Annotated in this window: 23 protein-coding genes and 1 tRNA gene; 6 read left to right on the top strand and 18 right to left on the bottom strand. The window is 52.4% G+C overall.

Features of this window, described 5'->3' with window-relative positions; genetic code table 11:
- Positions 1 to 17 precede the first annotated feature (17 nt).
- The 11 genes from prfH to GJ746_RS05125 all read right to left on the bottom strand — a co-directional run bounded on the left by prfH (position 18) and on the right by GJ746_RS05125 (position 9646).
- Positions 18 to 617 carry a peptide chain release factor H gene (prfH, locus tag GJ746_RS05175; protein WP_154679221.1) on the bottom strand — a complete coding sequence of 200 codons (600 nt, stop codon included), beginning with the start codon at positions 615 to 617 and terminating at the stop codon, positions 18 to 20.
- A complete protein-coding gene (locus GJ746_RS05170; protein ID WP_154679220.1) occupies positions 614 to 1753 on the bottom strand; it encodes an RNA ligase RtcB family protein in 1140 nt (379 codons plus the stop codon). The genes prfH and GJ746_RS05170 overlap by 4 nt, the downstream gene beginning before the upstream one ends.
- Before the next feature lie 191 nt (positions 1754 to 1944).
- Positions 1945 to 2385: a GNAT family N-acetyltransferase gene (locus tag GJ746_RS05165; protein ID WP_154679219.1), complete on the bottom strand. Its 441-nt coding sequence runs from the start codon at positions 2383 to 2385 to the stop codon at positions 1945 to 1947.
- Positions 2386 to 2387: 2 nt separating this feature from the next.
- Positions 2388 to 3443, bottom strand: a complete 1056-nt coding sequence (dinB, locus tag GJ746_RS05160; protein ID WP_154679218.1) for a DNA polymerase IV — start codon at positions 3441 to 3443, stop codon at positions 2388 to 2390.
- Between the two features lie 143 nt (positions 3444 to 3586).
- Positions 3587 to 3802, bottom strand: a complete 216-nt coding sequence (nqrM, locus tag GJ746_RS05155) for a (Na+)-NQR maturation NqrM (RefSeq protein WP_195908838.1) — start codon at positions 3800 to 3802, stop codon at positions 3587 to 3589.
- Between the two features lie 2 nt (positions 3803 to 3804).
- Positions 3805 to 5028: an NADH:ubiquinone reductase (Na(+)-transporting) subunit F gene (gene nqrF / locus GJ746_RS05150; RefSeq protein WP_154679216.1), complete on the bottom strand. Its 1224-nt coding sequence runs from the start codon at positions 5026 to 5028 to the stop codon at positions 3805 to 3807.
- 11 nt (positions 5029 to 5039) lie between these two features.
- The gene (nqrE, locus tag GJ746_RS05145) at positions 5040 to 5636 is read right to left on the bottom strand and encodes an NADH:ubiquinone reductase (Na(+)-transporting) subunit E (RefSeq protein WP_154679215.1); all 597 of its coding nucleotides are present in this window, start codon (positions 5634 to 5636) and stop codon (positions 5040 to 5042) included.
- 6 nt (positions 5637 to 5642) lie between these two features.
- Positions 5643 to 6281, bottom strand: coding sequence for an NADH:ubiquinone reductase (Na(+)-transporting) subunit D (locus GJ746_RS05140; protein ID WP_154679214.1), 639 nt, complete (start codon positions 6279 to 6281; stop codon positions 5643 to 5645).
- Positions 6274 to 7068 (bottom strand): Na(+)-translocating NADH-quinone reductase subunit C, encoded by a 795-nt coding sequence (locus tag GJ746_RS05135; protein ID WP_154679213.1) that lies wholly within the window; start codon positions 7066 to 7068, stop codon positions 6274 to 6276. Before GJ746_RS05135 ends, GJ746_RS05140 begins: the two co-directional genes overlap by 8 nt.
- A complete protein-coding gene (locus GJ746_RS05130; protein ID WP_154679212.1) occupies positions 7061 to 8299 on the bottom strand; it encodes an NADH:ubiquinone reductase (Na(+)-transporting) subunit B in 1239 nt (412 codons plus the stop codon). Before GJ746_RS05130 ends, GJ746_RS05135 begins: the two co-directional genes overlap by 8 nt.
- A gap of 3 nt (positions 8300 to 8302) precedes the next feature.
- Complete coding sequence (locus tag GJ746_RS05125; protein ID WP_154679211.1) at positions 8303 to 9646, bottom strand: Na(+)-translocating NADH-quinone reductase subunit A; 1344 nt, start codon at positions 9644 to 9646, stop codon at positions 8303 to 8305.
- Between the two features lie 413 nt (positions 9647 to 10059).
- Here GJ746_RS05125 and dpaA point away from each other — a divergent pair, with 413 nt between their 5' ends.
- Entirely contained in the window at positions 10060 to 10800 is a 741-nt protein-coding gene (gene dpaA / locus GJ746_RS05120) for a peptidoglycan meso-diaminopimelic acid protein amidase (RefSeq protein ID WP_154679210.1), read from the top strand.
- Here the strand turns inward: dpaA and GJ746_RS05115 are convergent.
- Positions 10771 to 11538, bottom strand: a complete 768-nt coding sequence (locus GJ746_RS05115; protein ID WP_154679209.1) for a class II glutamine amidotransferase — start codon at positions 11536 to 11538, stop codon at positions 10771 to 10773. The two genes, dpaA and GJ746_RS05115, sit on opposite strands and share 30 nt — an antisense overlap.
- Positions 11539 to 11747: 209 nt before the next feature.
- Entirely contained in the window at positions 11748 to 12329 is a 582-nt protein-coding gene (gene lpcA, locus GJ746_RS05110; protein WP_004133848.1) for a D-sedoheptulose 7-phosphate isomerase, read from the bottom strand.
- 238 nt (positions 12330 to 12567) lie between these two features.
- On the opposite strand from lpcA, the gene fadE reads away from it, so the two are divergent.
- Together fadE and GJ746_RS05100 are read left to right on the top strand one after the other, a co-directional pair.
- Entirely contained in the window at positions 12568 to 15012 is a 2445-nt protein-coding gene (gene fadE, locus GJ746_RS05105) for an acyl-CoA dehydrogenase FadE (protein WP_154679208.1), read from the top strand.
- Positions 15013 to 15195: 183 nt separating this feature from the next.
- Positions 15196 to 15966 (top strand): amidohydrolase, encoded by a 771-nt coding sequence (locus GJ746_RS05100; RefSeq protein ID WP_154679207.1) that lies wholly within the window; start codon positions 15196 to 15198, stop codon positions 15964 to 15966.
- Positions 15967 to 16165: 199 nt separating this feature from the next.
- On the opposite strand, the gene GJ746_RS05095 is transcribed toward GJ746_RS05100, so the two are convergent.
- A tRNA-Asp gene (locus GJ746_RS05095) sits at positions 16166 to 16242 on the bottom strand.
- 132 nt (positions 16243 to 16374) lie between these two features.
- Complete coding sequence (gene dnaQ / locus GJ746_RS05090) at positions 16375 to 17106, bottom strand: DNA polymerase III subunit epsilon (RefSeq protein WP_154679206.1); 732 nt, start codon at positions 17104 to 17106, stop codon at positions 16375 to 16377.
- A 65-nt stretch (positions 17107 to 17171) separates the two neighbouring features.
- On the opposite strand from dnaQ, the gene rnhA reads away from it, so the two are divergent.
- Positions 17172 to 17639 carry a ribonuclease HI gene (gene rnhA, locus GJ746_RS05085; protein WP_154679205.1) on the top strand — a complete coding sequence of 156 codons (468 nt, stop codon included), beginning with the start codon at positions 17172 to 17174 and terminating at the stop codon, positions 17637 to 17639.
- On the opposite strand, the gene GJ746_RS05080 is transcribed toward rnhA, so the two are convergent.
- A complete protein-coding gene (locus GJ746_RS05080) occupies positions 17636 to 18358 on the bottom strand; it encodes a class I SAM-dependent methyltransferase (RefSeq protein WP_154679204.1) in 723 nt (240 codons plus the stop codon). The genes rnhA and GJ746_RS05080 overlap by 4 nt on opposite strands.
- A gap of 32 nt (positions 18359 to 18390) precedes the next feature.
- Here GJ746_RS05080 and gloB point away from each other — a divergent pair, with 32 nt between their 5' ends.
- Both gloB and mltD read left to right on the top strand, forming a co-directional pair.
- Positions 18391 to 19146, top strand: a complete 756-nt coding sequence (gene gloB, locus GJ746_RS05075; RefSeq protein WP_154679203.1) for a hydroxyacylglutathione hydrolase — start codon at positions 18391 to 18393, stop codon at positions 19144 to 19146.
- Between the two features lie 71 nt (positions 19147 to 19217).
- Complete coding sequence (gene mltD, locus GJ746_RS05070; RefSeq protein WP_154679202.1) at positions 19218 to 20585, top strand: murein transglycosylase D; 1368 nt, start codon at positions 19218 to 19220, stop codon at positions 20583 to 20585.
- 56 nt (positions 20586 to 20641) lie between these two features.
- Here mltD and GJ746_RS05065 read toward each other — a convergent pair whose 3' ends face one another.
- Positions 20642 to 21412 carry a class I SAM-dependent methyltransferase gene (locus GJ746_RS05065; RefSeq protein ID WP_154679201.1) on the bottom strand — a complete coding sequence of 257 codons (771 nt, stop codon included), beginning with the start codon at positions 21410 to 21412 and terminating at the stop codon, positions 20642 to 20644.
- A gap of 84 nt (positions 21413 to 21496) precedes the next feature.
- The gene (locus GJ746_RS05060; protein WP_154682647.1) at positions 21497 to 22294 is read right to left on the bottom strand and encodes an endonuclease/exonuclease/phosphatase family protein; all 798 of its coding nucleotides are present in this window, start codon (positions 22292 to 22294) and stop codon (positions 21497 to 21499) included.
- Between the last annotated feature and the right edge of the window lie 25 nt (positions 22295 to 22319).

Here is a 22319-nt window from a genome sequence, read left to right as displayed (position 1 = left end):
TAATAACGAATAGCCGGTTAACGCCCGCTAAACGTTCGCCGTGGATTACCGCGTTCAATCTGATGATGAAACATTCTGCGTTCAGATCTCAATGCCGTGCTATCGTCCTGCCGCTGCTGCTCCAGCTTCCACGCAATCAACAAACGGGCCAGCCGTTTATTAGCATGCTGACTCCGTTCCGACTGAACCTTCACGCTAATCCCACTTGCCAGATGAGTGGCACGTACCGCTGAGTCGGTTTTATTCACGTGCTGCCCGCCGGGACCGGAAGAGCGTAGCGTTTCAAAGCGGATCTCGCTGGACAGCTTCTGTTCGTCGCAAGAAAAGCGCCCGACGCCAACATACCAGTTTTTACGTCCATGATGCGGTCTGAACGGGCTGGGAAAAATCCATTGCAGGGTACCGCACCAGCTTTCGCTAAAGGAAAACGCATTGTCGCCATCAAGCGAAATCATGGCTGAACGCAGCGTGCCGGAACGCCAGCCCGGTTCGCTTTCCAACAGCGTAACAGCCACCCTCTGCTCTGCGGCTTCTTGTATTAAGCAATCCAATGAAAGTTTCACCGCCAGACAGCATTCATCTGGCCCCTGTGCGGAAGAGAGTTGCAGTAAAATCATGCGCCTTTCCCTCCGCTGGTTTTCAGCGTCAGCAGCGGACGCAGGCGGGCGATCGGTTCAACCAACCCGGCCTGCACCAGGCAGTCCACTACGCTCTCGACCGATTTATACGCCTGCGGCGCTTCTTCATAGATCAGCTGGCGATCCCGGCAGATCACCCTGCTTCCCAGTTCAGTGCGGGACAGCTGCGCAGGAGTGTACTTGCCTGACAATCTTCCTTTGCACTCAGTACGCATCCACTTACGCCCGGCTCCGTGAGCCAGAGAATGTAGTGCTTCCTCATTGACCACGGGCTGAACCAGCCAGCTATAATCGCCGCGAGATCCAGGGATAATCACCGGACCACGGTTGTCCGGTGTCGCCCCTTTGCGATGCAGCCAGCCCATACGTCCGTTGACAGAGCAGGGTTCAACAAAATTATGCGCAATATCCAGCACGCTATGTCCATCGGCCCGTACCTGTTGCAGGATTCGGGTGGCTATCAGCTGCCGGTTTACGCGGGCAAAAGCCAGCGCATCGTTATGCGCTGCCAGATAGTCCGCAGCTGCGGCGCTACCTTCAGCCAGACCATGGTGTGAAAAAGCCGTAATATGGCGTTGCAGAATAGATTGCCCCAGGCCACGCGAACCGCTGTGTGCCAAAAGAAGCAGATGCTGAGAATCAAGACCAGCCTGCTGGAAACGCCTGTTATCAACAATCCGATCCACCTGCTGCAGTTCAGCGAAGTGGTTGCCGCCGCCAATTGAACCCAGAGCGCTACGCCAGGAATGGGCTAACAGCGCTTCCGGCAGGTAGTCATCCAGCCAACCTTCTTGCGCAGCATCATCCATAGCGGACAATTTCTTCTCATACTTGTCGGCATTGTATTTTCGCCCGTGGATATCCGTTTGCCACAGCACCATGCCGCAGCCGATATCGTTGCCAACCAGAGCCGGATAGAGATGACCAATAGAAAAGAAAGCCGCGCCGATCGGGTAGCCGCGCCCGGGATGCAAATCTGGCATTCCCACTACACGATGCATGTGGGGTAAATTTGCCGTTGTGTGTAATTGTTGGATCGCTAAACCTTCGATCCACAGATCGTCTGACGTAATATAAGAAATAGCGTCAGACGTATAATGAACATTATTGCCCATATACCAATCCATATAAAAAATAAATCAAGGATATGGCAGACGTTACCAGGGCAAAAAAAGAGTGTTATTCCTGGGAAGGCCTGCAAAGTGCGTTCTGAGAATCTATTTTCATGATGAACCTCCTTTGCAGTTAATTTATTTGCTGAAATCGGGCGTATAATAATCAGGCAAAATCTTTATTGCAAGCCGATTCATCGCCGCATCCGATAATTAAGAAATCGCTCACCGCGCGCTTCTACTTGCTGTTGTTCAATAACATGGAAGCCATGACGTTGAAAAAAAGGCTTTGCCGTAATACTGGCTTCTACCGTAAAAACGCGTTCAGGATGCTGAAGGAGCAGCGCCTTGAGTAAGGCGCTGGCTACTCCCTGACGGCTATGGTCGGGAGAAACAAACAATAAGTCGATATAGTCATCCACGGCGGTAATAAACCCGACGAGGACTGTATCTTTTTCCGCAACTATTACCCGTGAAGCCGCTATTTTTTGTCGCCAGCGCTCCTCATCAACCTGAGCCCAGGCGGCAATTTGGCGGGCAGAATAATCGGCGCTTGCCGTCTCTTTAATAGCCCGTAAAAATATAGTGCAAAGCGTGGGAAAATCATGCTGTTCATACGCTCTTATTTTTAGCATTGTTATAATCCCAGAACTAATTGTCTTTCCAGCTGTGGGTCGAGTAGCGTCACGTGTAGGCCAACAAGCCTTACCCCCCGGCCTCCACGCCGTTCATGCCAGGCTTTATGCGCCGTGGTGATTAAATCATCTTTATTTAAACGGGGCCAGACATGCTCCTGGGTAGTAAGTTGAAAATCATTAAACTTCAGCTTGATCCCCTGACGGGCAATCAGCAAATCTGGTTTTACCTTCGCCAGGCGTCGCTCCAGTTCCGGATAGAGATTCTCTATAATTGACTCACATTCGGCCCATTCATGGATATCTTCTATCAGGGTGCGCTCAACGCCAACCGATTTGCGCAGGCGCTCACTGCTGATCTCGCGTTCATCAATCCCCTGGCTGCGCTCCCAGAGTATTCTGCCGAATTTACCAAATCGCTTGAGCAATAGCGCCAGATCGCTGTTTTGCACATCTTCACAGGTTCTCAACCCCATGCTTTCCAGCTTCGCGGCAGAAACTTTTCCGACGCCCGGGATTTTTGATAACGGCAACGTTTTGACAAACTCAGCAACCTGATGCGGCGCAATGACAAACTGGCCGTTGGGTTTATTAAGATCCGAGGCGATCTTGGCAAGAAATTTTACCGGGGCAATTCCTGCGGAGGCTGTCAGGTTTAGCTCGCGATGGATGGTTTCGCGAATTTCCTGCGCCATCAGCGTTGCCGACCCCTGGCAGTGAACGCTGTCGCTAACGTCAAGATAGGCTTCATCCAGTGATAATGGTTCAATTAAAGAGGTATAGCGGGAAAAAATCTCCCGGATATGGTTTGACGCCTCTTTGTAAGCATCAAAACGGCCGGGAAGCAGGGTTAAATGGGGGCAAAGTTTGAGGGCCGTGGCGGTAGGCATAGCGCTGCGCACGCCAAACTTACGTGCCGGATAGTTGGCCGTACTGATGACACCGCGCTCTACCCTGCTGCCGCCAATCGCAATAGGGATATCTCGTAGCGCCGGGTTGTCACGCATTTCAACCGCCGCGAAGAAGCAGTCCATATCAACATGGATGATTTTGCGCATCGTTAGCCCTCACTTACAACTGGACAAGTATACAGTATAAGTCAGGTTATTGAGAAGAGAAACGCTGTAAGAGACGATGAATATTGTGATAAAGAATAACCCGGCGTTGCTGTGCTCGGCCGGGTCAGGTGGACAGGAGAAAACTAGAGGATACGATTTTGCTGGCGCTGGGCCTCTCTGGCCATACGCTTTTTACGCGCATCGCAGGGCTCAGGACAGTCGCACACCTTTTCCATCCCCAGCGAGGAGATCCCGCCGCAGCTTCCCTGGAGACTTTTACGCTTGATCAGGTACCCCAGCGACATCCCTAAAATCACCAGCGCGAAAATAACAAAGGTCGCCACAAATACCGTCAGCATCATCAGCCTCCAAAATCGTCCAGCATGATGTTTTCATCTTCCACGCCAAGATCTTTGAGCATTTTAATAACCGCGGCGTTCATTACCGGCGGCCCGCACATGTAAAACTCGCAGTCCTCCGGCGCCGGGTGATCGCGTAGATAGTTTTCATACAGCACGTTGTGAATAAAGCCAGTATGCCCTGTCCAGTTGTCTTCCGGCTGCGGATCGGAGAGCGCCACGTGGAAAGTGAAGTTAGGGTTCTCACGGGCCAGCTGCTCGAATTCGTCATCATAGAACATTTCTCGCAAAGAACGCGCACCGTACCAGAAACTGATTTTACGTTTACTGTGTAGCCGCTTGAGCTGGTCGAAAATATGCGAACGCATCGGCGCCATTCCCGCTCCGCCGCCGATAAATACCATTTCAGCTTCCGTTTCTTTAGCGAAGAACTCCCCAAAAGGACCGGAAATCGTTACTTTATCGCCCGGCTTCAGCGACCAGATATACGAGGACATGATCCCCGGAGGCGCATCAGGCACCTGCGGTGGCGGCGTTGCTATACGCACGTTGAGCATGATGATGCCCTTCTCTTCCGGATAGTTAGCCATAGAGTAGGCGCGTAAAGTCGGCTCCTTCACGTCAGAGACATAGCGGAAAAGATTAAACTTGTCCCAGTCGCCGCGATACTCATCCGGGATGTCAAAGTCGGCATAAGCCACCTTGTGTGATGGACATTCGATCTGAATATACCCACCGGCGCGGAACGGAACCACGTCGCCATCCGGCACGCGCAGCTTCAGCTCCTTGATGAAAGTGGCTTTGTTATCGTTGGAGATAACCTCACACTCCCACTTCTTGACGCCAAAAATCTCCTCCGGCAGCTCAATTTTCATGTTCTGCTTCACCGCAACCTGGCAGGCCAGACGGCAGCCCTCTCTCGCCTCACGCTTGGTAATATGAGAAAGTTCGGTAGGCAGGATATCACCGCCGCCCTCTTTCACCGTTACCCGGCATTGACCACAGGAGCCGCCTCCGCCGCAGGCGGACGAGACGAAAATACCGTTGCTCGAGAGCGTATTCAGCAGCTTATCGCCCGCCGGAGTACGAATCTGTTTATCCGCTTCATTATTAATTTCAATGACCACGTCGCCCGCATTCACTAGTTTCGAACGCGCGGCCAGTATCAGCCCCGATAGCACCAGGACGATCAGCGTGAACATCACTACGCCAAGAATAATTTCCATACTTTCCGCCCTTATAGCTGCACACCGGAGAATGACATAAAGCCCAGCGCCATCAGCCCCGTGGTAATAAAGGTGATCCCTAGCCCGCGCAAACCTACAGGCACGTTTGCATATTTCATTTTTTCACGGATGCCTGCCAGCGCCACAATCGCCAGCAGCCAGCCAATGCCGGAGCCGAAACCGTAAACGATGGATTCAGTGAAGTTATAGTCACGCTGCACCATGAAGGAGACCCCGCCAAAAATCGCACAGTTAACGGCAATCAGCGGCAAGAAGATCCCCAGCGCGTTATAGAGCGTTGGGAAATACTTATCGAGGATCATCTCAAGGATTTGTACCAGCGCGGCAATAACGCCAATGAAGGTGATAAAGTTCAGAAAGCTTAAGTCAACGCCCTCTACCAGCGCGCTATCGCGTAGCACCAGGTTATACACCAGATTATTGATAGGTACTGCCAGCCCAAGCACGACGGTTACCGCAACGCCGAGCCCAAAAGCGGTCGAAACCTTTTTCGATACCGCCAGGAAGGTACACATCCCAAGGAAGAAGGCCAGCGCCATGTTTTCAACAAACACGGCACGGACAAACAGGCTAATGTAATGAGCCATAATCGGTTACTCCTTTTCCTGCTGTTCAGGCTTCCAGCTGCGTACGGCCCAAATCAACAAACCGATAATGAAGAACGCACTTGGCGCGAGGAGAAACAGGCCATTTGGTTGATACCAGCCGCCGTTCTGTACTGTTTCCATTACCGTGATACCAAACAGTTTGCCGCTGCCAATAAGCTCTCGCAGGAAACCAACAATCAACAGAATCGCGCCATATCCCAGACCGTTGCCGATACCGTCCATAAAGCTCGCCAGCGGCGGGGACTTCATGGCATAGGCTTCCGCCCTCCCCATCACGATACAGTTAGTGATGATCAGCCCGACAAACACCGATAGCTGTTTGGAGGTTTCATATGCAAAAGCGCGCAGCAGCTGGTCAACCACGATAACCAGCGAAGCGATAATCGCCATCTGTACGATGATACGCACGCTATTAGGAATATGATGGCGAATCATGGAGATAAACATGCTGGAGAAGGCCGTCACCAGTGTTACCGCGACGGTCATTACGAAAGCGGTCTCCAGCTTGGTCGTCACCGCCAGCGCGGAACAAACGCCCAGAACCTGCAGAGTGATAGGGTTATTAGCGATAAGCGGCCCCACCAGCACACGCTTCATTTCTTTCATGTCGCCCAAATCAGCCATTATTCAGCTCCCCTTCACGCACCTTATGCAGGAATGGACCAAAACCCAGTTCGCCCATCCAGAAATCAAAGCTATGCTGTACGCCGTTTGACGTCAGCGTTGCGCCAGATAGCCCATCAACGGCATGGAGATCGCCTGGACGCGCCCCGCCTTTAACGATTCTCAGCGCTGGCATACCTTTATCGTCGAACACCTGTTTACCGACAAACTGCTGACGCCAGTTAGGGTTTTCGATTTCGCCACCCAGCCCCGGCGTTTCGCCATGATCGTAATACGTAATCCCTTTGACCGTGCGGCCATCGGTTTCCAGGGCAACAAAAGCGTACATTACTGACCACAGGCCGTTGCCGTAAATTGGCAGCACAACTTCCTGAATCTGCTGCTTTTCATCACGCACCAGATAAATTTCGGCAATATTGCTGCGGCGTTTGATGCCAGCCGGGTCCTGACTGACTTCCAGCGGTATGCTCTGCTGGGGATCTTTCAGAGCCTGGGCCTGATTAAACTTGCCCGGGTCTTTATCCAGCAGCTCACCGCTGGCTAAATCGACCAATCGAGGAGAGATACGGGCCTTGAAGGTATCAGCCACTTCATCAGCACTCATCCCCTGCTTCATCAAACCGGCAACCGCCAGGATATTGCGCTGTTTATCCAGAGCGCGCTGCTCCTGCTGGCGCGATTTTAGCCCCACGGCAGAACCGGCGACTACAATTGAGCAGACCAGGCAAAGCACCAGCACCACCAGCAGCGTTTTGCCGATGCTATCGTTACTTTTATTCTCAGCCACGCGACTTCCTCCGCTTAATATTGGCCCGCACCACCAGGTAATCGAACAGCGGCGCGAAGAGGTTGGCGAAGAGGATCGCCAGCATCATCCCTTCCGGATAGGCCGGGTTAACCACGCGAATCAGTACGCACATCACGCCGATCAGCAGGCCATAGCTCCATTTACCTTTATCCGTAAACGACGCGGACACCGGGTCCGTCGCCATAAACATCATGCCGAAGGCAAAACCGCCGAGAACCAGATGCCAGTACCACGGCATGGCAAACATCGGGTTGGTATCAGAACCAATGAGATTAAACAGCATTGCGGTAGCAACCATACCGATAAAAACCCCGGCGACAATGCGCCACGAGGCGACTCGACCAAAGATAATGATTGCACCGCCGATCAGAATCATCAACGTCGAGACTTCACCAATCGAGCCTGGAATATTACCGAGAAAGGCATCCATCCAGCTTACCGGCAGGCCGGTAGTGACGTTAACCAGCGATTCACCGCCGCCGCTTGCCCACTGGGATAACGGGGTCGCGCCGGAGAAGCCGTCCGCCGCGGTCCATACCAGGTCGCCGGAAATTTGTGCCGGATAGGCAAAGAATAAAAACGCACGTCCTGCCAGCGCCGGGTTGAGAAAGTTACGCCCGGTACCGCCAAAAATCTCTTTAGCAATGACTACGCCAAAAGTGATCCCGAGAGCGGCCTGCCACAGCGGCAGAGTGGGCGGCACTATCAGCGCAAACAGAATCGAAGTAACGAAGAACCCTTCGTTAACTTCATGCTTACGAACGATAGAAAATAGTACTTCCCAGAACCCACCGACCAGAAATACGGTGATGTAGATAGGCAGGAAAAATACCGCCCCCAGCGTCATCATGCTTAGCCAGCCGGCATCAGCGCTGAAGTTCACCCCAAGCCACTGTGCGATACTGTAGTGCCAGTTTCCGGCAATAACCTGCTGCAGCTGTTCAGCAGCGTATAATTTATGCAGTGCCGGAATAGTCTGCAGGCCGACGTTATACATTCCCCAGAACATCGCCGGAAAAACCGCGAACCACACCAGAATCATCATTCGCTTAAGGTCGATAGCATCTCTGACATGCGCCGCCCCGCGCGTCACCTGGCCGGGAGTATAGAACAGCGTCGCCGTCGCCTCGAACAACGGGTAGTATTTTTCCAGCTTGCCGCCGTGCGTAAAGTGCGGCTCAAGTTTTTCAAACAGTTGCTTTAAGCCCATCACTTATCCTTCCTGCTCTATCTGGGTTAACACGCTGCGCAGTGCCGGGCCGTATTCATACTTGCCGGGACATACGTAGGTGCAAAGCGCCAGGTCTTCTTCATCCAGTTCCAGACAGCCCAGCGCCTGCGCGCTGTCGGTATCGCCCGCCAGTAAATCCCGCAGCAGCATCGTGGGCAAAATATCCAGCGGCATGACTCGCTCATAGTTGCCAATTGGCACCATAGCCCGCTCGCCGCCATTGGTATCCGTCGAGAAATTGAAAAGCTTACGCTTCATAAAGTGACCGAGCGTGGTACGGGTAATAGAGTATTTATCTTTCCCCGGCATGACCCAGCCGAACAGCTCTTTTTCACGCCCCTCTTTCACGACGCTTACCTGTAAATGAAAGCGTCCAAGGAATGCATGAGGGCCACTGGCGCGCGTCCCGCTGAGGACCGAACCGGAAATAATACGATTTTCACCATCAAGCAGTTCATCTATCAGTAGTTCATCAAGACTGGCGCCCAGGCAAGTCTTTAGCAGACGCGGCTCTTTCACCTGCGGACCGCCAAGAGCAATGATGCGTTCGCTATACAATTCTCCTTCAAGGAATAATTTGCCAACGGCAATAACATCCTGATAGTTAAGATGCCAGACCTGCTTTTTCAGACTAACCGGCTCAAGAAAATGGATATGGGTCCCTGGCAGCCCGGCCGGATGCGGCCCGGTAAACTGATTGAAAGTAACCTGTCCAATGGGATGCCCGCCAAGCTTACCGCCGCTGGCCTGGCAAACGTGGACTTTACCGTCGGTTAAGCGCGTCAGCAGCGTCAAACCGGCGTCAAAGGCATCGCGCTGTGCCAGTATGAGTGGCTGCGGATCGGCCGCCAGCGGATTAGTATCTATCGCGGTCACGAAAATGGCCGCAGGAACGCTGCCCGGCGCAGGTATTTTGCTGAAAGGGCGGGTGCGAAAGGCCGTCCACATCCCAGACTCCAGCAGCTGTTGCTGCACAGCCTCACGCGGCAACCCGGCAAGATCGGCTAATTCATAGCGGGAAAAATGAACGGCATCTTCGCCATCCACATCAATCACCACCGATTGCAGAACACGACGCTCACCGCGATGAATGGCGCTGATGGTTCCACTCGCAGAGGCAGTAAAACGCACGCCTGGATTTTTTTTATCTTCAAACAGAAGTTGACCTTTTTGCACCCGGTCACCTTCACGTACCGCCATCGAAGGGCGCATACCAATATACTCTTCACCCAACAGCGCAACGCGCTTGACCGCAGTCTTCGAAAAAATCTGCTGTGATGGCATGCCAGCTATGGGCAAATTCAGCCCTTTCGTGATTTTAATCATATCGTTAGCAGGTATCCGTTACTTAAACCCCGGTATCAGGCCGAGGCCAGCATAATTGATGGAAAATAAGAAGAAGAAAGGAACATCATAGCCCTGATGGTTCGCAAGACGGGAGAGAAGCATCCTTTCTTACCCTGATCATTAAGCAGACCAAGTGTAACATTTCGTGAGCTACGCCTGTAGACAAACTGCCATTAAGTCGTTCTAAAATGCGAGCTATTACGCAAAGTTCTGACTGTATTTTGCTGAAAGGTTCGCTATAACGGAAAACTAAGACTAAAACGTGGCACGTCGTGCTTGCGAAAAACTGCCGTGATGCTAATGTGAGCGCTCTAAATCCAGAAAACTCTGATTTTGGGTCTCTCTTGCCGTCCTGGCAATGTGGTTATTTGTTTTATCAAGGAACAAGTAGTATGCGCAAAATCGCATTATTTATTGCGATGCTTCTGTTGCCGTGCGTTTCATTCGCAGGGCTACTTAGCAGTAATAGCTCGACAACGCCGATGAGCAAAGAGTTTAAGCAGCAGTTAATGGGCTCACCGGTCTACATTGAGATCTTTAAAGAAGAGCGCATGCTCGATCTTTACGTCAAGATGGGCGAAACCTACCAGCTTCTCGACAGCTACCGGATCTGTAACTACTCCGGCGGGCTCGGTCCCAAGCAGCGCCAGGGCGATTTCAAAAGCCCGGAAGGTTTCTATAACGTTTCCCGCAATCAGCTTAAACCTGACAGCCGTTTCTATAAGGCTATCAATATCGGCTTCCCTAATGCTTACGATCGCGCGCACGGCTATGAAGGCAAGTATCTGATGATTCACGGCGCCTGCGTATCGGTTGGCTGTTACGCTATGACCGATACCGGCATTGATGAAATCTTCCAGTTCGTCACCGGCGCATTAGTCTTTGGTCAGCCCAGCGTTCAGGTGAGCATTTACCCCTTCCGCATGACCGATGCCAACATGGCGCGTCATAAATATTCCTATTTCTCTGATTTCTGGAAACAGCTCAAACCTGGGTACGACTATTTCCAGCAGACGCGTAAGCCGCCGGTAGTTTCAGTGGCGGATGGCCGCTACGTGGTCAGCAAACCGCTCAGCCACGAAGTTGTTCAGCCGCAGCTCGCCTCAAACTACACGGTCCCCGAGGCAAAATAGCGCCCACTCCCCTGGCATAATTTTATTCCAGGTTTCGTTGCCGGTAAGCGGCTGAGTAGCGATAACGGAGACCACATCATTCGGTGTGGTCTCGCGTTGAAAATCAATTTCTACATCCTGATCCAGCAGCGTCGCTACGCCAAACGGTGCTCGTCGCGTAATCCAGTACAAATTAGTCGAGCAAAAGGCCATCACATAGCGCCCGTCGGAGAGCAGCATGTTGAATACGCCTTTCTCACGTAGCTCACCGGCAAGCGTGGCGATGAATCGGAATACCTCAACCATATCGCCCGGCATTTCCGGATAGCGATCGGTGATGCGGTGCAGAAGCCAGCAGAACGCTTTTTCGCTATCCGTTTCCCCAACAGGATGCAGAGTTCCCGTCTCGAGGGACTCATAGCCCTCCAGTTGACCGTTATGCGCATAGGTCCAGTTGCGCCCCCACAGTTCTCGGGTGAAAGGGTGCGTGTTTTCCAGCGCTACGATACCCCGGTTGGCCTGACGAATATGAGCAATGACCGAGCAGGACTTAATAGGATATTCCTGCACCAGCTTAGCGATCGGCGACTGAAAGCTGGGTTGCGGATCTTTAAATGTGCGACAGCCCTTACCTTCATAGAAAGTAATGCCCCAGCCGTCTTTATGTGGCCCGGTTCCGCCACCGCGCTGAACCAGCCCGGTGAAGCTGAAGCAAATATCTGTGGGCACATTCGCGCTCATCCCGAGCAATTCGCACATAGATCACCTCATACCACTCACTGAAACATAAAAGGCGTTATTGGTGCAGTCAGTTTGGACACGGCCAGCGCGCAGAAACCGAAACGTACTTCATGTACGTGAGGATGATTCGCTACGCTTACCCTTCGGGCCGCCCTAAAGGGCGTTCAAAACTCGGTGAGTTTTGTCTGGGCACTGTCCGGATTCCAATGGCTTACAAACCTGGCCTGTTAAGCTTTAACCATCTCTTTTTCGATCAGCATAATCAGGATATGAATCACTTTAATATGGATTTCCTGAATACGGTCAGCGTAGCCAAAATGCGGTACGCGAATTTCTACATCCGCCGACCCCGCCATTTTACCGCCATCTTTACCGGTCAGAGTAATGACTTTCATCCCCTGAGCCCGGGCGGCTTCAATCGCTTTGATAACGTTACCGGAGTTACCAGAAGTAGAGATCCCCAGTAATACGTCGCCCGTACGGCCCACCGACTCAACATAGCGAGAGAAAACATATTCATAGCCAAAATCATTGCTGACGCAAGAGAGATGGCTCACGTCTGAAATCGCAATTGCCGGATAGCCAGGGCGATTCTCACGATAACGCCCGGTCAGCTCTTCCGCAAAATGCATCGCATCGCAATGCGAACCGCCATTACCGCAGGAAAGCACTTTGCCGCCAGCTTTAAAGCTATCCGCCAGCAGCACCGCGGCACGCTGAATCGCATGAATATTGGCTTCGTCCTGCAGAAAATTCGCCAGAGTTTCGGCGGCTTCATTCAGTTCGTTACGAATAAGATCCTGGTACATGAGGAAAATCCTTCAGTATTTGTGGGATAACCCAGGCAGTTTACCGGATAGCCGCCGCAGCGAGAAGCAGCACACGATGTAAACCCCGGTGCTTTTGATTTTATGTGCCGCATTTCCGTACAACAATGTGAGCAAGGTTGTAATTATTTTGTAAACACATTGATAAAACAAATTACATCCACTACAACCATATCATCACAAGTGGTCAGACCTCCTACAAGACAGGGAGCATTTCTCTATGATGATTTTGAGTATTGTTGCAACCGTTGTTTTACTCGGTGCGCTCTTCTATCACCGAATCAATCTGCTGCTTAGCAGCGCGATTTTGCTTGTCTGGACCGCCGCCCTCGGCGCTGCGGGACTGTGGAATATCTGGCTGCTGGTTCCGCTGGCGATCATTTTGCTGCCGTTCAACTTTGCGCCGATGCGTAAATCTATGATTTCAGTTCCGGCATTCCGTGCTTTCCGTAAGGTCATGCCGCCGATGTCGCGCACCGAGAAAGAGGCGATTGACGCTGGTACGACGTGGTGGGAAGGCGACCTGTTCCGCGGTAATCCGGACTGGCAGAAACTGCACAACTATCCGCAGCCGCGCCTGACCGCGGAAGAACAAGCCTTTATTGATGGCCCGGTCGAAGAAGCCTGCCGCATGGCAAATGATTTCGAAATTACCCACGAAATGGCCGATCTACCGCCAGAGCTGTGGGCTTATCTGAAAGAACATCGTTTCTTCGCGATGATCATTAAAAAAGAGTACGGCGGTCTGGAGTTCTCCGCTTACGCTCAGGCACGGGTACTGCAAAAACTGTCGGGCGTCTCAGGTATCCTGGCGATTACCGTCGGCGTACCTAACTCATTAGGCCCGGGCGAGCTGTTGCAACATTACGGTACCGAAGAACAAAAAAACCACTATTTGCCACGTCTGGCTCGCGGTCAGGAAATTCCTTGCTTCGCGTTGACCAGTCCGGAGGCGGGTTCCGATGCCGGCGCGATTCCGGATACCGGCGTAGTCTGCATGGGCGAGTGGCAGGGCCAGCAGGTGCTGGGCATGCGCCTGACCTGGAACAAGCGCTATATCACGCTTGCGCCTATCGCCACCGTGCTGGGACTGGCGTTCAAACTCTCTGACCCCGATCGTCTGCTGGGCGGCGAAGAAGAGCTGGGCATTACCTGCGCGCTTATCCCAACCACCACACCAGGCGTGGAAATCGGTCGCCGCCATTTCCCGCTGAACGTTCCGTTCCAGAACGGCCCGACACAGGGCAAAGATATTTTCGTTCCTATTGACTACATTATTGGCGGCCCGTCAATGGCCGGTCAGGGGTGGCGGATGCTCGTCGAGTGTTTATCCGTTGGTCGCGGCATCACCCTGCCCTCAAACGCCACCGGCGGCCTGAAATCTGTCGCCATGGCCACCGGCGCATACGCGCACATCCGCCGCCAGTTCAAAATCTCTATCGGTAAAATGGAAGGGATTGAAGAACCGCTGGCGCGTATTGCAGGCAACGCCTACGTGATGGATGCCGCCGCTTCGCTGATCACCTACGGCATTATGCTCGGCGAAAAACCGGCGGTGCTGTCGGCGATTGTGAAATATCACTGTACCCACCGCGGCCAGCGCTCCATCATTGACGCGATGGACATTACCGGCGGTAAAGGGATTATGCTCGGTACCGGCAACTTCCTGGCGCGAGCCTATCAAGGGGCGCCGATCGCCATCACCGTTGAAGGCGCGAATATCCTTACCCGCAGCATGATGATCTTCGGCCAGGGAGCGATTCGTTGCCATCCGTACGTGCTGGATGAAATGGCTGCAGCGCAGAATAACGACGTTGATGCTTTCGATAAACTGTTGTTTAAGCACATTGGCCACGTGGGAAGCAACAAAGTACGCAGTTTCTGGCTGGGCCTGACTCGCGGCCTCACCAGCAGCTCGCCGACCCGCGATGCCACTCGTCGCTACTATCAGCATATGAATCGCCTGAGCGCCAACCTGGCCCTGCTGTCAGACGTCTCGATGGCGGTACTGGGCGGAAGCCTGAAGCGTCGCGAGCGGATTTCAGCTCGACTTGGCGATGTGCTGAGCCAGCTCTATCTGGCTTCGGCAGTACTGAAACGCTATGACGATGAAGGACGTAACGAAGCAGATTTACCGCTGGTTCACTGGGGCGTGCAGGATGCTTTGTATCAGGCTGAACAGGCGATTGACGATCTGCTGGCCAACTTCCCGAATCGGCTGGTCGCAGGAGCGCTTCGCGTGGCTATCTTCCCGACCGGACGTCACTATCTGGCGCCTTCAGACAAACTGGATCATAAGGTAGCGAAAATCCTGCAGATCCCGAGCGCCACTCGTTCACGCATTGGCCGTGGTCAATATCTGACGCCAGGCGAACATAACCCGGTCGGCCTGCTGGAAGAGGCGCTGCTTGATGTCATGGCTGCAGACCCTATCCACCAGCGCATCTGTAAAGAACTGGGAAAAAACCTGTCGTTTACTCGTCTTGATGAACTGGCCAGTAACGCGCTGGCAAAAGGGTTAATTAATCAGGACGAGGCGGATATCCTGGTCCGAGCGGAAACCAGCCGCCTGCGCAGTATTAACGTCGACGATTTCGCTGCGGATGAACTGGCGACCCGCCCGGTAAAGCTGCCGGAGAAAGTCCGTAAAATTGAAGCGGCTTAAAAACAAACAATAACCATATCACGACCGAGGCGGGGAATTCCCCGCCTCTCTTTTTTCCGGCAATTTGTCGTAAGGCATTTCCAGGCCGGTCATTTCTTTTACAAAATATTCCGCGAACCATACGTCGGCTGATATGGTGTTAAAGTAACTATAATTACTTTTATCACGCAGGAGTTCACCACTGTGTCCGGATTAAAAATTACCCTTTTACAACAACCGCTGGTGTGGATGGACGGTCCCGCCAACCTGCGCCATTTCGATCGTCAACTGGAAGGGATTACCGGACGTGACCTCATTGTTTTGCCCGAAATGTTCACAACAGGTTTCGCTATGGAGGCCGCCAAAAAATCGCTATCCCAGCAGGAGGTTGTCGCCTGGATGGCAGCCAAAGCCGCGCAGACCAGCGCACTGATTGCCGGTAGCGCGGCGTTGCAAACGGAACGCGGGCCCGTAAACCGTTTTTTGCTGGTAGAGCCTGACGGCAAAACGCATTTTTATGATAAACGACATCTGTTTCGTATGGCGGATGAACACCATCATTACGAGGCGGGTAAAGAGCGGGTGATTTTTGAATGGCGCGGCTGGAAAATTCTGCCGCTGGTGTGCTATGACCTGCGCTTCCCGGTTTGGTCACGCAACCATAACGACTACGATTTAGCGCTCTATGTTGCCAACTGGCCCGCGCCACGCTCAACGCACTGGCAGTCGCTACTGGTGGCCAGGGCTATCGAAAATCAGGCCTATGTAGCCGGATGCAATCGCGTCGGTACCGACGGCAATGGCCATCACTACAGGGGCGACAGCCGGATAATAACGCCGCAGGGCGAGATCATCGCCACCGCTGAACCACATCAGGCCACTCGCCTTGACGCAGAGCTTTCATTGACGGCGCTGAACGAGTATCGCGAGAAGTTTCCAGCCTGGCAGGATGCCGACCCCTTCACGCTCAATTAAAGCCCGCATATCAGGGAGCCTACGCTCCCTTTCTTTATGCCTTAAATCACCGCGATAACGCGCCCCTGAGACCCCAGAGAAAACTCAAGCTGCTCAGAGCAAAAGCGTTAATGCGGCGACGAAAAGAGGGAAGAGTAATGATTCAGCAGGCTAAAACGACGAAAGCCTGAATCATTGCTGATTCAGGCTTTCTGAATAGTGGCGGAACGGACGGGACTCGAACCCGCGACCCCCTGCGTGACAGGCAGGTATTCTAACCGACTGAACTACCGCTCCACTTACTGTTCCGTTGGGAACGAGGCGAATATTACGGTTTCCCCTCTACTCCGTCAACGGTTTTTCTTCATTTTTGAATCGCTTGCTGCAAAAATCGCCCATCAGACTATTTTTAGTGCATCTCATGGCAACTCAGGCACGCCAGAGGCAGCTTCCACCTTTCTTTTGTACCAAATCAAGGCGTGACTCATGGTTCATCAGCTCTTCGTCAGAGGCATAAATCACGCGTAATTTGCTTGCGGCACGAACAACGCGCTGTATTCCCATTTCTCCGGCCTGCTGCTGCCCTTCACCTTCCATTGAGAAGGCCATCGTAGTCTGGCCACCGGTCATCATCAGATAAACGTCGGCCAGAATCTGGGCATCAAGCAACGCCCCGTGCAGCGTTCGCTTACTGTTGTCTATTTCATAACGCGAGCAAAGCGCATCAAGACTGTTACGTTTGCCCGGGAACATTTTACGCGCCAGGGCCAGGCTATCGGTCACCTTACAAAAGGTATCGGTCTTCGGAATTCCGCGATTCAGCTTGGCAAATTCGTAATCCATAAAGCCGATATCGAACGATGCGTTATGGATGACCAGCTCCGCACCGCGGATATAGTCGAGAAACTCATCGACAACATCGCCAAATACGGGCTTATCCATCAGGAATTCGTCCGCAATACCGTGGACGCCAAAAGCTTCAGGATCCACCAGCCGGTCCGGCTTTAAGTAGACGTGGAAGTTATTCCCGGTCAGGCGGCGGTTGATCACTTCTACCGCACCGATTTCGATTATCTTGTGCCCTTCGTAGTGCGCGCCAATCTGATTCATACCGGTGGTTTCGGTATCAAGAACGATCTGTCGCGTAATTGCAGTGCTCATAGCGGTCATTTATGTCAGACTTACCGTTTTACGTATCGATTTCAATTACAGGAAGTCTACCAGAGATGCTCAAACAGGTAGAAATTTTCACCGATGGTTCTTGCCTTGGTAATCCAGGCCCAGGCGGTTACGGTGCAATTTTACGCTATCGCGGGAAAGAAAAAACCTTTAGCGAAGGCTTTACCCTTACGACGAACAACCGTATGGAGATGATGGCGGCGATCGTCGCCCTTGAGGCGCTGAAAGAGCATTGTGAAGTGATCCTCAGCACCGACAGCCAGTATGTTCGTCAGGGAATTACGCAGTGGATCCACAACTGGAAAAAACGCGGCTGGAAAACGGCGGACAAAAAACCGGTGAAAAATGTCGATCTCTGGCAGCGGCTTGACGCCGCGCTGGGTCAACACAAAATCAAGTGGGAATGGGTCAAAGGCCATGCCGGACACCCGGAAAACGAACGCTGCGATGAACTGGCGCGCGCGGCAGCCTCAAACCCAACCCGGGACGATACCGGTTATCAGGCAGAAAGCTAATTCTGCTCTTTGCGCCACTGACGCGTGGCGCCAACCGCCTGCGGTATACGTTTTTTTGCTTTACCAGACTTCATTGGATTCAGCGTCAGGGGGATAGTGCGCTTACGAGCAATAATCAGCTGCAGGCATCCCAAAGCAGGTAGATGCGTACTGAGCATTTTACCTCCGTGACGAGACCAGGGCAGTACCTGATAACCCCCATAGTGCATAACCTCAAAATTAAGCAATGCCAGCCAGTCAAGCTGGCGCGTTAAGGTAAACATGCGGCTGTTATACGGGGGCTTATTGCGTAACACCGGTACCAGCTTACGTAACCCCATCAGACTCACGGGGTTAAAACTGGTTAAAATTATCCAGCCATCATCAATCAGCACACGATCGGCTTCCCGCAGTAGTCGATGCGGATCGCTACACCACGGTAAAGTATGTGCCAGCAGGCAGGCATCTACCGATTTTTCGGCAAAAGGTAAATGCAGCGGATCTGCCTTCACCTGTACTGGATTCCCCTGTAACGAGACGTTCACCTGATGGGAAATCGCACAGGACTCGGTATTGATTTCCGCGCTCAGATTGCCAATCTTAAGTAAATGAAAGCCATATAATTTAGCCAGCCACGGTTTCATCTGCCGTTCCAGCGTCTCACGGTAGTATTCGCCCCACGGCATGCTGGACCAGTGCTCTGGCGCTGTAACTGTATGAGGTATCCTTGCCGGCTTCATCGCAACCTTCCGCTACGCTTTAGAGGTAATTTATGAATCTTATCAGTATTCCCGCATTTCAGGACAACTACATCTGGGTTCTTAGTGAAGATAGCGGACGCTGTCTGATAGTCGACCCGGGGGAGGCTGCTCCGGTACTGGCCGCAATAGCAGAAAATCACTGGCAGCCAGAAGCTATCTTTTTGACGCATCATCACCATGACCACGTTGGCGGCGTAAAAGAACTCTGTGCAAAATTTCCAACTCTTGTGGTTTACGGACCGGCAGAAACCCAGGATAAGGGCGCAACCCATATCGTAAGGGACGGAGAAACCCTTTCCGTTTTGGGGCGCGAATTTTCTATTTTTGCCACTCCAGGTCACACTTTAGGACATATCTGTTTCTACAGCGAACCTTATCTATTTTGTGGCGATACAATGTTTTCCGGCGGCTGCGGCAGACTATTCGAAGGTACTGCAGACCAAATGTATCAATCATTTAAGAAAATTAACGCCCTTCCTGATGAAACATTAATATGTTGCGCACATGAGTACACTTTAGCAAACATGAAGTTTGCAATGAGCATCCTACCGCATGATAGGGATATAAATGATTACTATCGCAAAGTTAATGAGTTACGCGCAAAAAAACAAAAAACACTCCCCGTAATTCTGAAAAATGAACGGCGTATAAATTTATTTTTACGTACAGATGATGATGATTTAATTGAAGAAATAAACAAAGAAACAAATTTGCAACACTCTGCTCAGCGATTTGCCTGGTTAAGGTCAAAGAAAGACGACTTCTGATATTTAATTCTTGTCTTCAGACGACTTCACCGTTATCCTTGCTCGTCTTTTAAGCAACTATTGACACACACATGAAGGCACGAGCGATTTTACTCGCCTCTGTCCTGCTGGTGGGGTGCCAGGCGTCTAAGAACGATGGCACCGTACAGCAGCACGCACAGAGCCTTTCTGCAGCGAGTCAAGGGGAAGCAAGTAAGTTCGCAAGTCGAGCGCGCTGGTTAGATGATGGAACCTTCTACGCGCAAGACCAGGATCTGTGGACTTCGATAGGCGACGAGCTAAAGATGGGAATTCCGGAAAACGTCCGGATTCGCGAACAAAAACAGAAGTACTTAAGAAATAAGAGCTATCTCCACGATGTAACTTTACGGGCAGAGCCGTATATGTACTGGATAGCCGGGCAAGTTAAGAAACGTAACATGCCTATGGAGCTGGTATTACTACCCATAGTGGAGAGCGCTTTTGACCCGCACGCAACGTCTGGCGCCAATGCCGCAGGCATCTGGCAGATCATTCCGAGCACAGGGCGCAATTATGGTTTGAAGCAGACCCGCAGTTACGACGCGCGTCGTGATATCGTTGCCTCAACGACGGCAGCGTTAAACATGATGCAGCGTCTGAACAAAATGTTTGACGGCGACTGGTTGTTAACCGTCGCAGCGTACAACAGCGGTGAAGGCCGGGTAATGAAGGCTATTAAAGCGAACAAATCGAGTGGTAAACCCACAGATTTCTGGTCGCTGTCATTACCACAGGAAACCAAAGTATACGTTCCGAAAATGCTGGCTCTGAGCGATATTCTCAAGAACAGCAAGCGTTATGGCGTGAAGCTGCCAACAGCAGACGAAAGCCGTGCTCTGGCGCGTGTACGCCTAGACAGTCCAGTTGAGATTTCACAGCTAGCCGATATGGCAGGAATGCCTGTAAGCAAGCTGAAGACTTTCAATGCGGGCGTTAAGGGGTCGACTCTGGGTGCTAATGGGCCAAATTATGTCCTGGTACCGCAGAAACACGCGGCGCAGTTACGTGAGTCCCTGGCGTCCGGTGATATTGCAGCCGTACAGCCGACTCAGCTTGCGGATAACAGACCGTTGACCAGCCGCAGCTACCAGGTGCGTTCCGGTGATACTCTCTCCGGCATTGCATCGCGTCTCGGCGTATCGACGAAAGATCTGCAGCAATGGAACGGTATTCGCGGTTCTAACCTGAAAATAGGTCAGAATCTGGTGATTGGCGCAGGCTCCAGCGCTGAGCGTCTCGCAAACAATAGCGACAGCATTACCTATCGCGTGCGTAAAGGCGACTCGCTGTCGAGCATTGCGAAACGCCATGGCGTGAACATTCGTGATGTGATGCGCTGGAACAGCGATACTGGCAACCTGAAGCCTGGCGATCAGCTGACGCTTTTTGTAAAAAACAGCGACAGACCAGAATCCTGATAATTCAGCAGGCATTAAAAAGGCACCCATGTGGTGCCTTTTGTTTTATCTGTACGTTAAATTGCCTTGTGGGCCTCGAACATAATCGTATCGCTGGTGAATGAACCATCCTGTTGCAAGGCAAAATAGGACTTCACCTCCGCCGATGCGCTCTCCTGATATAAACGAATGGCTTCCGCCAGCGCTGCGGGCGTTCGCATACGTGCTATCCATGAGCCAAATTCCAGAGGCAAGCGATCGGTCAGCAGGTGGTTAACCACCAAACCGGCTTCGCTGGCCATTGCCAGCCATTCGCCGCTGGAATAATTGCGGACATGGGATGTATCGCGCAGCGCTTCAACGGTCTGCAGCCAGATATCGCGAATCGGATGACCAGGTGACATCACATCCATAATAATCATCACTCCGCCAGGCTTCAGTACCCGCTTAACTTCGCGTAATGCCTGACCGACGTCGTGCCAGTGGTGTGCGGAATAACGACTTATCACCACATCAAAGCTGGCATCAGCGAACGGCAAAGATTCGGCATAGCCCTGCTGTGTTGCAATATTAGCGAAACCTTTATCCACTGCGGCCTGCGCTACAACGTCCAGCATCTGGCTGGATAAATCATACGCCGTCACCTGTGCCACCTGCCCTGCCGCCGCGAAACTGGCGTGTCCTGCGCCGCATCCCATATCCAGCACCTGCGCCTGGGGGAAGTCAGCCAGCCTTTCGGCCAGACGCTGCAGATCGCGCCCGGAGGCATGTACGGCGCTGGTCAGGTAGGCGCTGGCCTGTGAGCCAAACTGTTTTTCGACGTTGTCATGATGAGAGCGTGTTGTCATTGCATTGTCCTTCGGTTGTTTGAGTAATAAAGGCAGCACCATGCATACGCAGGCCTGCCCCATGGCAGGCCTGACATACCTTAATTAATCAGGCTTGCCGGGACTGAATTCAACTAGTAGAGGGTTGTGGTCGGAGGCGCGCGTCACCAGCACGGAAGCGTCATGTACGCTTAACCCCCGATAGAACACAAAATCAAGCGGACGGCCAAAAGTGCGGCGACGCTTATCGTCAGAGAAGCGAACTTCGCGCAGCGACATTTCACGCGCAAAGCGATACAAAGCATTCATTCGCGGACGGCTCCAGGCGTTAAAGTCACCCGCCATAATCACCGGCCCGCTGTGATGGGCAATCTGGTCGCCAATGGGCAGCAGCTGCTTGCTGTAAACATCAACGCCAAGGCTGAAGTTAACCGCATGGATATTCACCACCATCAGCAGACGGGAATCCGGTAATGGGTAAACGGTGACTAACGCCGACTTTGCCAGCCGCAGGATAGGTTCACGTTCGCGCAGCGGGCAGCAGTAAACAGGATGCGCTGAGGCTAACGTCATCACACCGGAAGGATGCTGCGGAAGCACCAGAGCGGGAACCTGGTCAGCGGCCAGATAATTGGACGTGGCGAATTTAACTAATTCTGGCGTGGTTTGTGCTTCCTGCAGTAACACCAGATGAGCATCTTTACCGAAATTGTTAAGGACGGATTTCCATTCGGCGCGCTGCTGTTTAAAAATGTTCCACACCAGCACGCGGATTTTCTCATCCGAACTTAATGGAACCCCGGCCGGAAAAGCCGGAGTTATGCCAGCAAACGACCCCGGAGGTAAAATTCTCTCCGCTGGTTGTCCGGCGACATAGCGCATGGCATAGGTATTCTTTCGCAATTTAGGCATCAAACCTCGATAACAT

Origin of the sequence: Klebsiella oxytoca (genome assembly GCF_009707385.1) — a bacterium.
Lineage (GTDB): Bacteria > Pseudomonadota > Gammaproteobacteria > Enterobacterales > Enterobacteriaceae > Klebsiella > Klebsiella oxytoca_C.
This window is presented reverse-complemented; position numbering and strand designations above follow the sequence as displayed.

Excerpts from the sequence above, each read along its gene's own strand:
- prfH (WP_154679221.1), bottom strand. The coding sequence starts at position 617 with ATGATTTTACTGCAACTCTCTTCCGCACAGGGGCCAGATGAATGCTGT.
- GJ746_RS05170 (WP_154679220.1), bottom strand. The coding sequence starts at position 1,753 with ATGGGCAATAATGTTCATTATACGTCTGACGCTATTTCTTATATTACG.
- GJ746_RS05165 (WP_154679219.1), bottom strand. The coding sequence starts at position 2,385 with ATGCTAAAAATAAGAGCGTATGAACAGCATGATTTTCCCACGCTTTGC.
- dinB (WP_154679218.1), bottom strand. The coding sequence starts at position 3,443 with ATGCGCAAAATCATCCATGTTGATATGGACTGCTTCTTCGCGGCGGTT.
- nqrM (WP_195908838.1), bottom strand. The coding sequence starts at position 3,802 with ATGCTGACGGTATTTGTGGCGACCTTTGTTATTTTCGCGCTGGTGATT.
- nqrF (WP_154679216.1), bottom strand. The coding sequence starts at position 5,028 with ATGGAAATTATTCTTGGCGTAGTGATGTTCACGCTGATCGTCCTGGTG.
- nqrE (WP_154679215.1), bottom strand. The coding sequence starts at position 5,636 with ATGGCTCATTACATTAGCCTGTTTGTCCGTGCCGTGTTTGTTGAAAAC.
- GJ746_RS05140 (WP_154679214.1), bottom strand. The coding sequence starts at position 6,281 with ATGGCTGATTTGGGCGACATGAAAGAAATGAAGCGTGTGCTGGTGGGG.
- GJ746_RS05130 (WP_154679212.1), bottom strand. The coding sequence starts at position 8,299 with ATGGGCTTAAAGCAACTGTTTGAAAAACTTGAGCCGCACTTTACGCAC.
- GJ746_RS05125 (WP_154679211.1), bottom strand. The coding sequence starts at position 9,646 with ATGATTAAAATCACGAAAGGGCTGAATTTGCCCATAGCTGGCATGCCA.
- dpaA (WP_154679210.1), top strand. The coding sequence starts at position 10,060 with ATGCGCAAAATCGCATTATTTATTGCGATGCTTCTGTTGCCGTGCGTT.
- GJ746_RS05115 (WP_154679209.1), bottom strand. The coding sequence starts at position 11,538 with ATGTGCGAATTGCTCGGGATGAGCGCGAATGTGCCCACAGATATTTGC.
- lpcA (WP_004133848.1), bottom strand. The coding sequence starts at position 12,329 with ATGTACCAGGATCTTATTCGTAACGAACTGAATGAAGCCGCCGAAACT.
- fadE (WP_154679208.1), top strand. The coding sequence starts at position 12,568 with ATGATGATTTTGAGTATTGTTGCAACCGTTGTTTTACTCGGTGCGCTC.
- dnaQ (WP_154679206.1), bottom strand. The coding sequence starts at position 17,106 with ATGAGCACTGCAATTACGCGACAGATCGTTCTTGATACCGAAACCACC.
- rnhA (WP_154679205.1), top strand. The coding sequence starts at position 17,172 with ATGCTCAAACAGGTAGAAATTTTCACCGATGGTTCTTGCCTTGGTAAT.
- GJ746_RS05080 (WP_154679204.1), bottom strand. The coding sequence starts at position 18,358 with ATGAAGCCGGCAAGGATACCTCATACAGTTACAGCGCCAGAGCACTGG.
- gloB (WP_154679203.1), top strand. The coding sequence starts at position 18,391 with ATGAATCTTATCAGTATTCCCGCATTTCAGGACAACTACATCTGGGTT.
- mltD (WP_154679202.1), top strand. The coding sequence starts at position 19,218 with ATGAAGGCACGAGCGATTTTACTCGCCTCTGTCCTGCTGGTGGGGTGC.
- GJ746_RS05065 (WP_154679201.1), bottom strand. The coding sequence starts at position 21,412 with ATGACAACACGCTCTCATCATGACAACGTCGAAAAACAGTTTGGCTCA.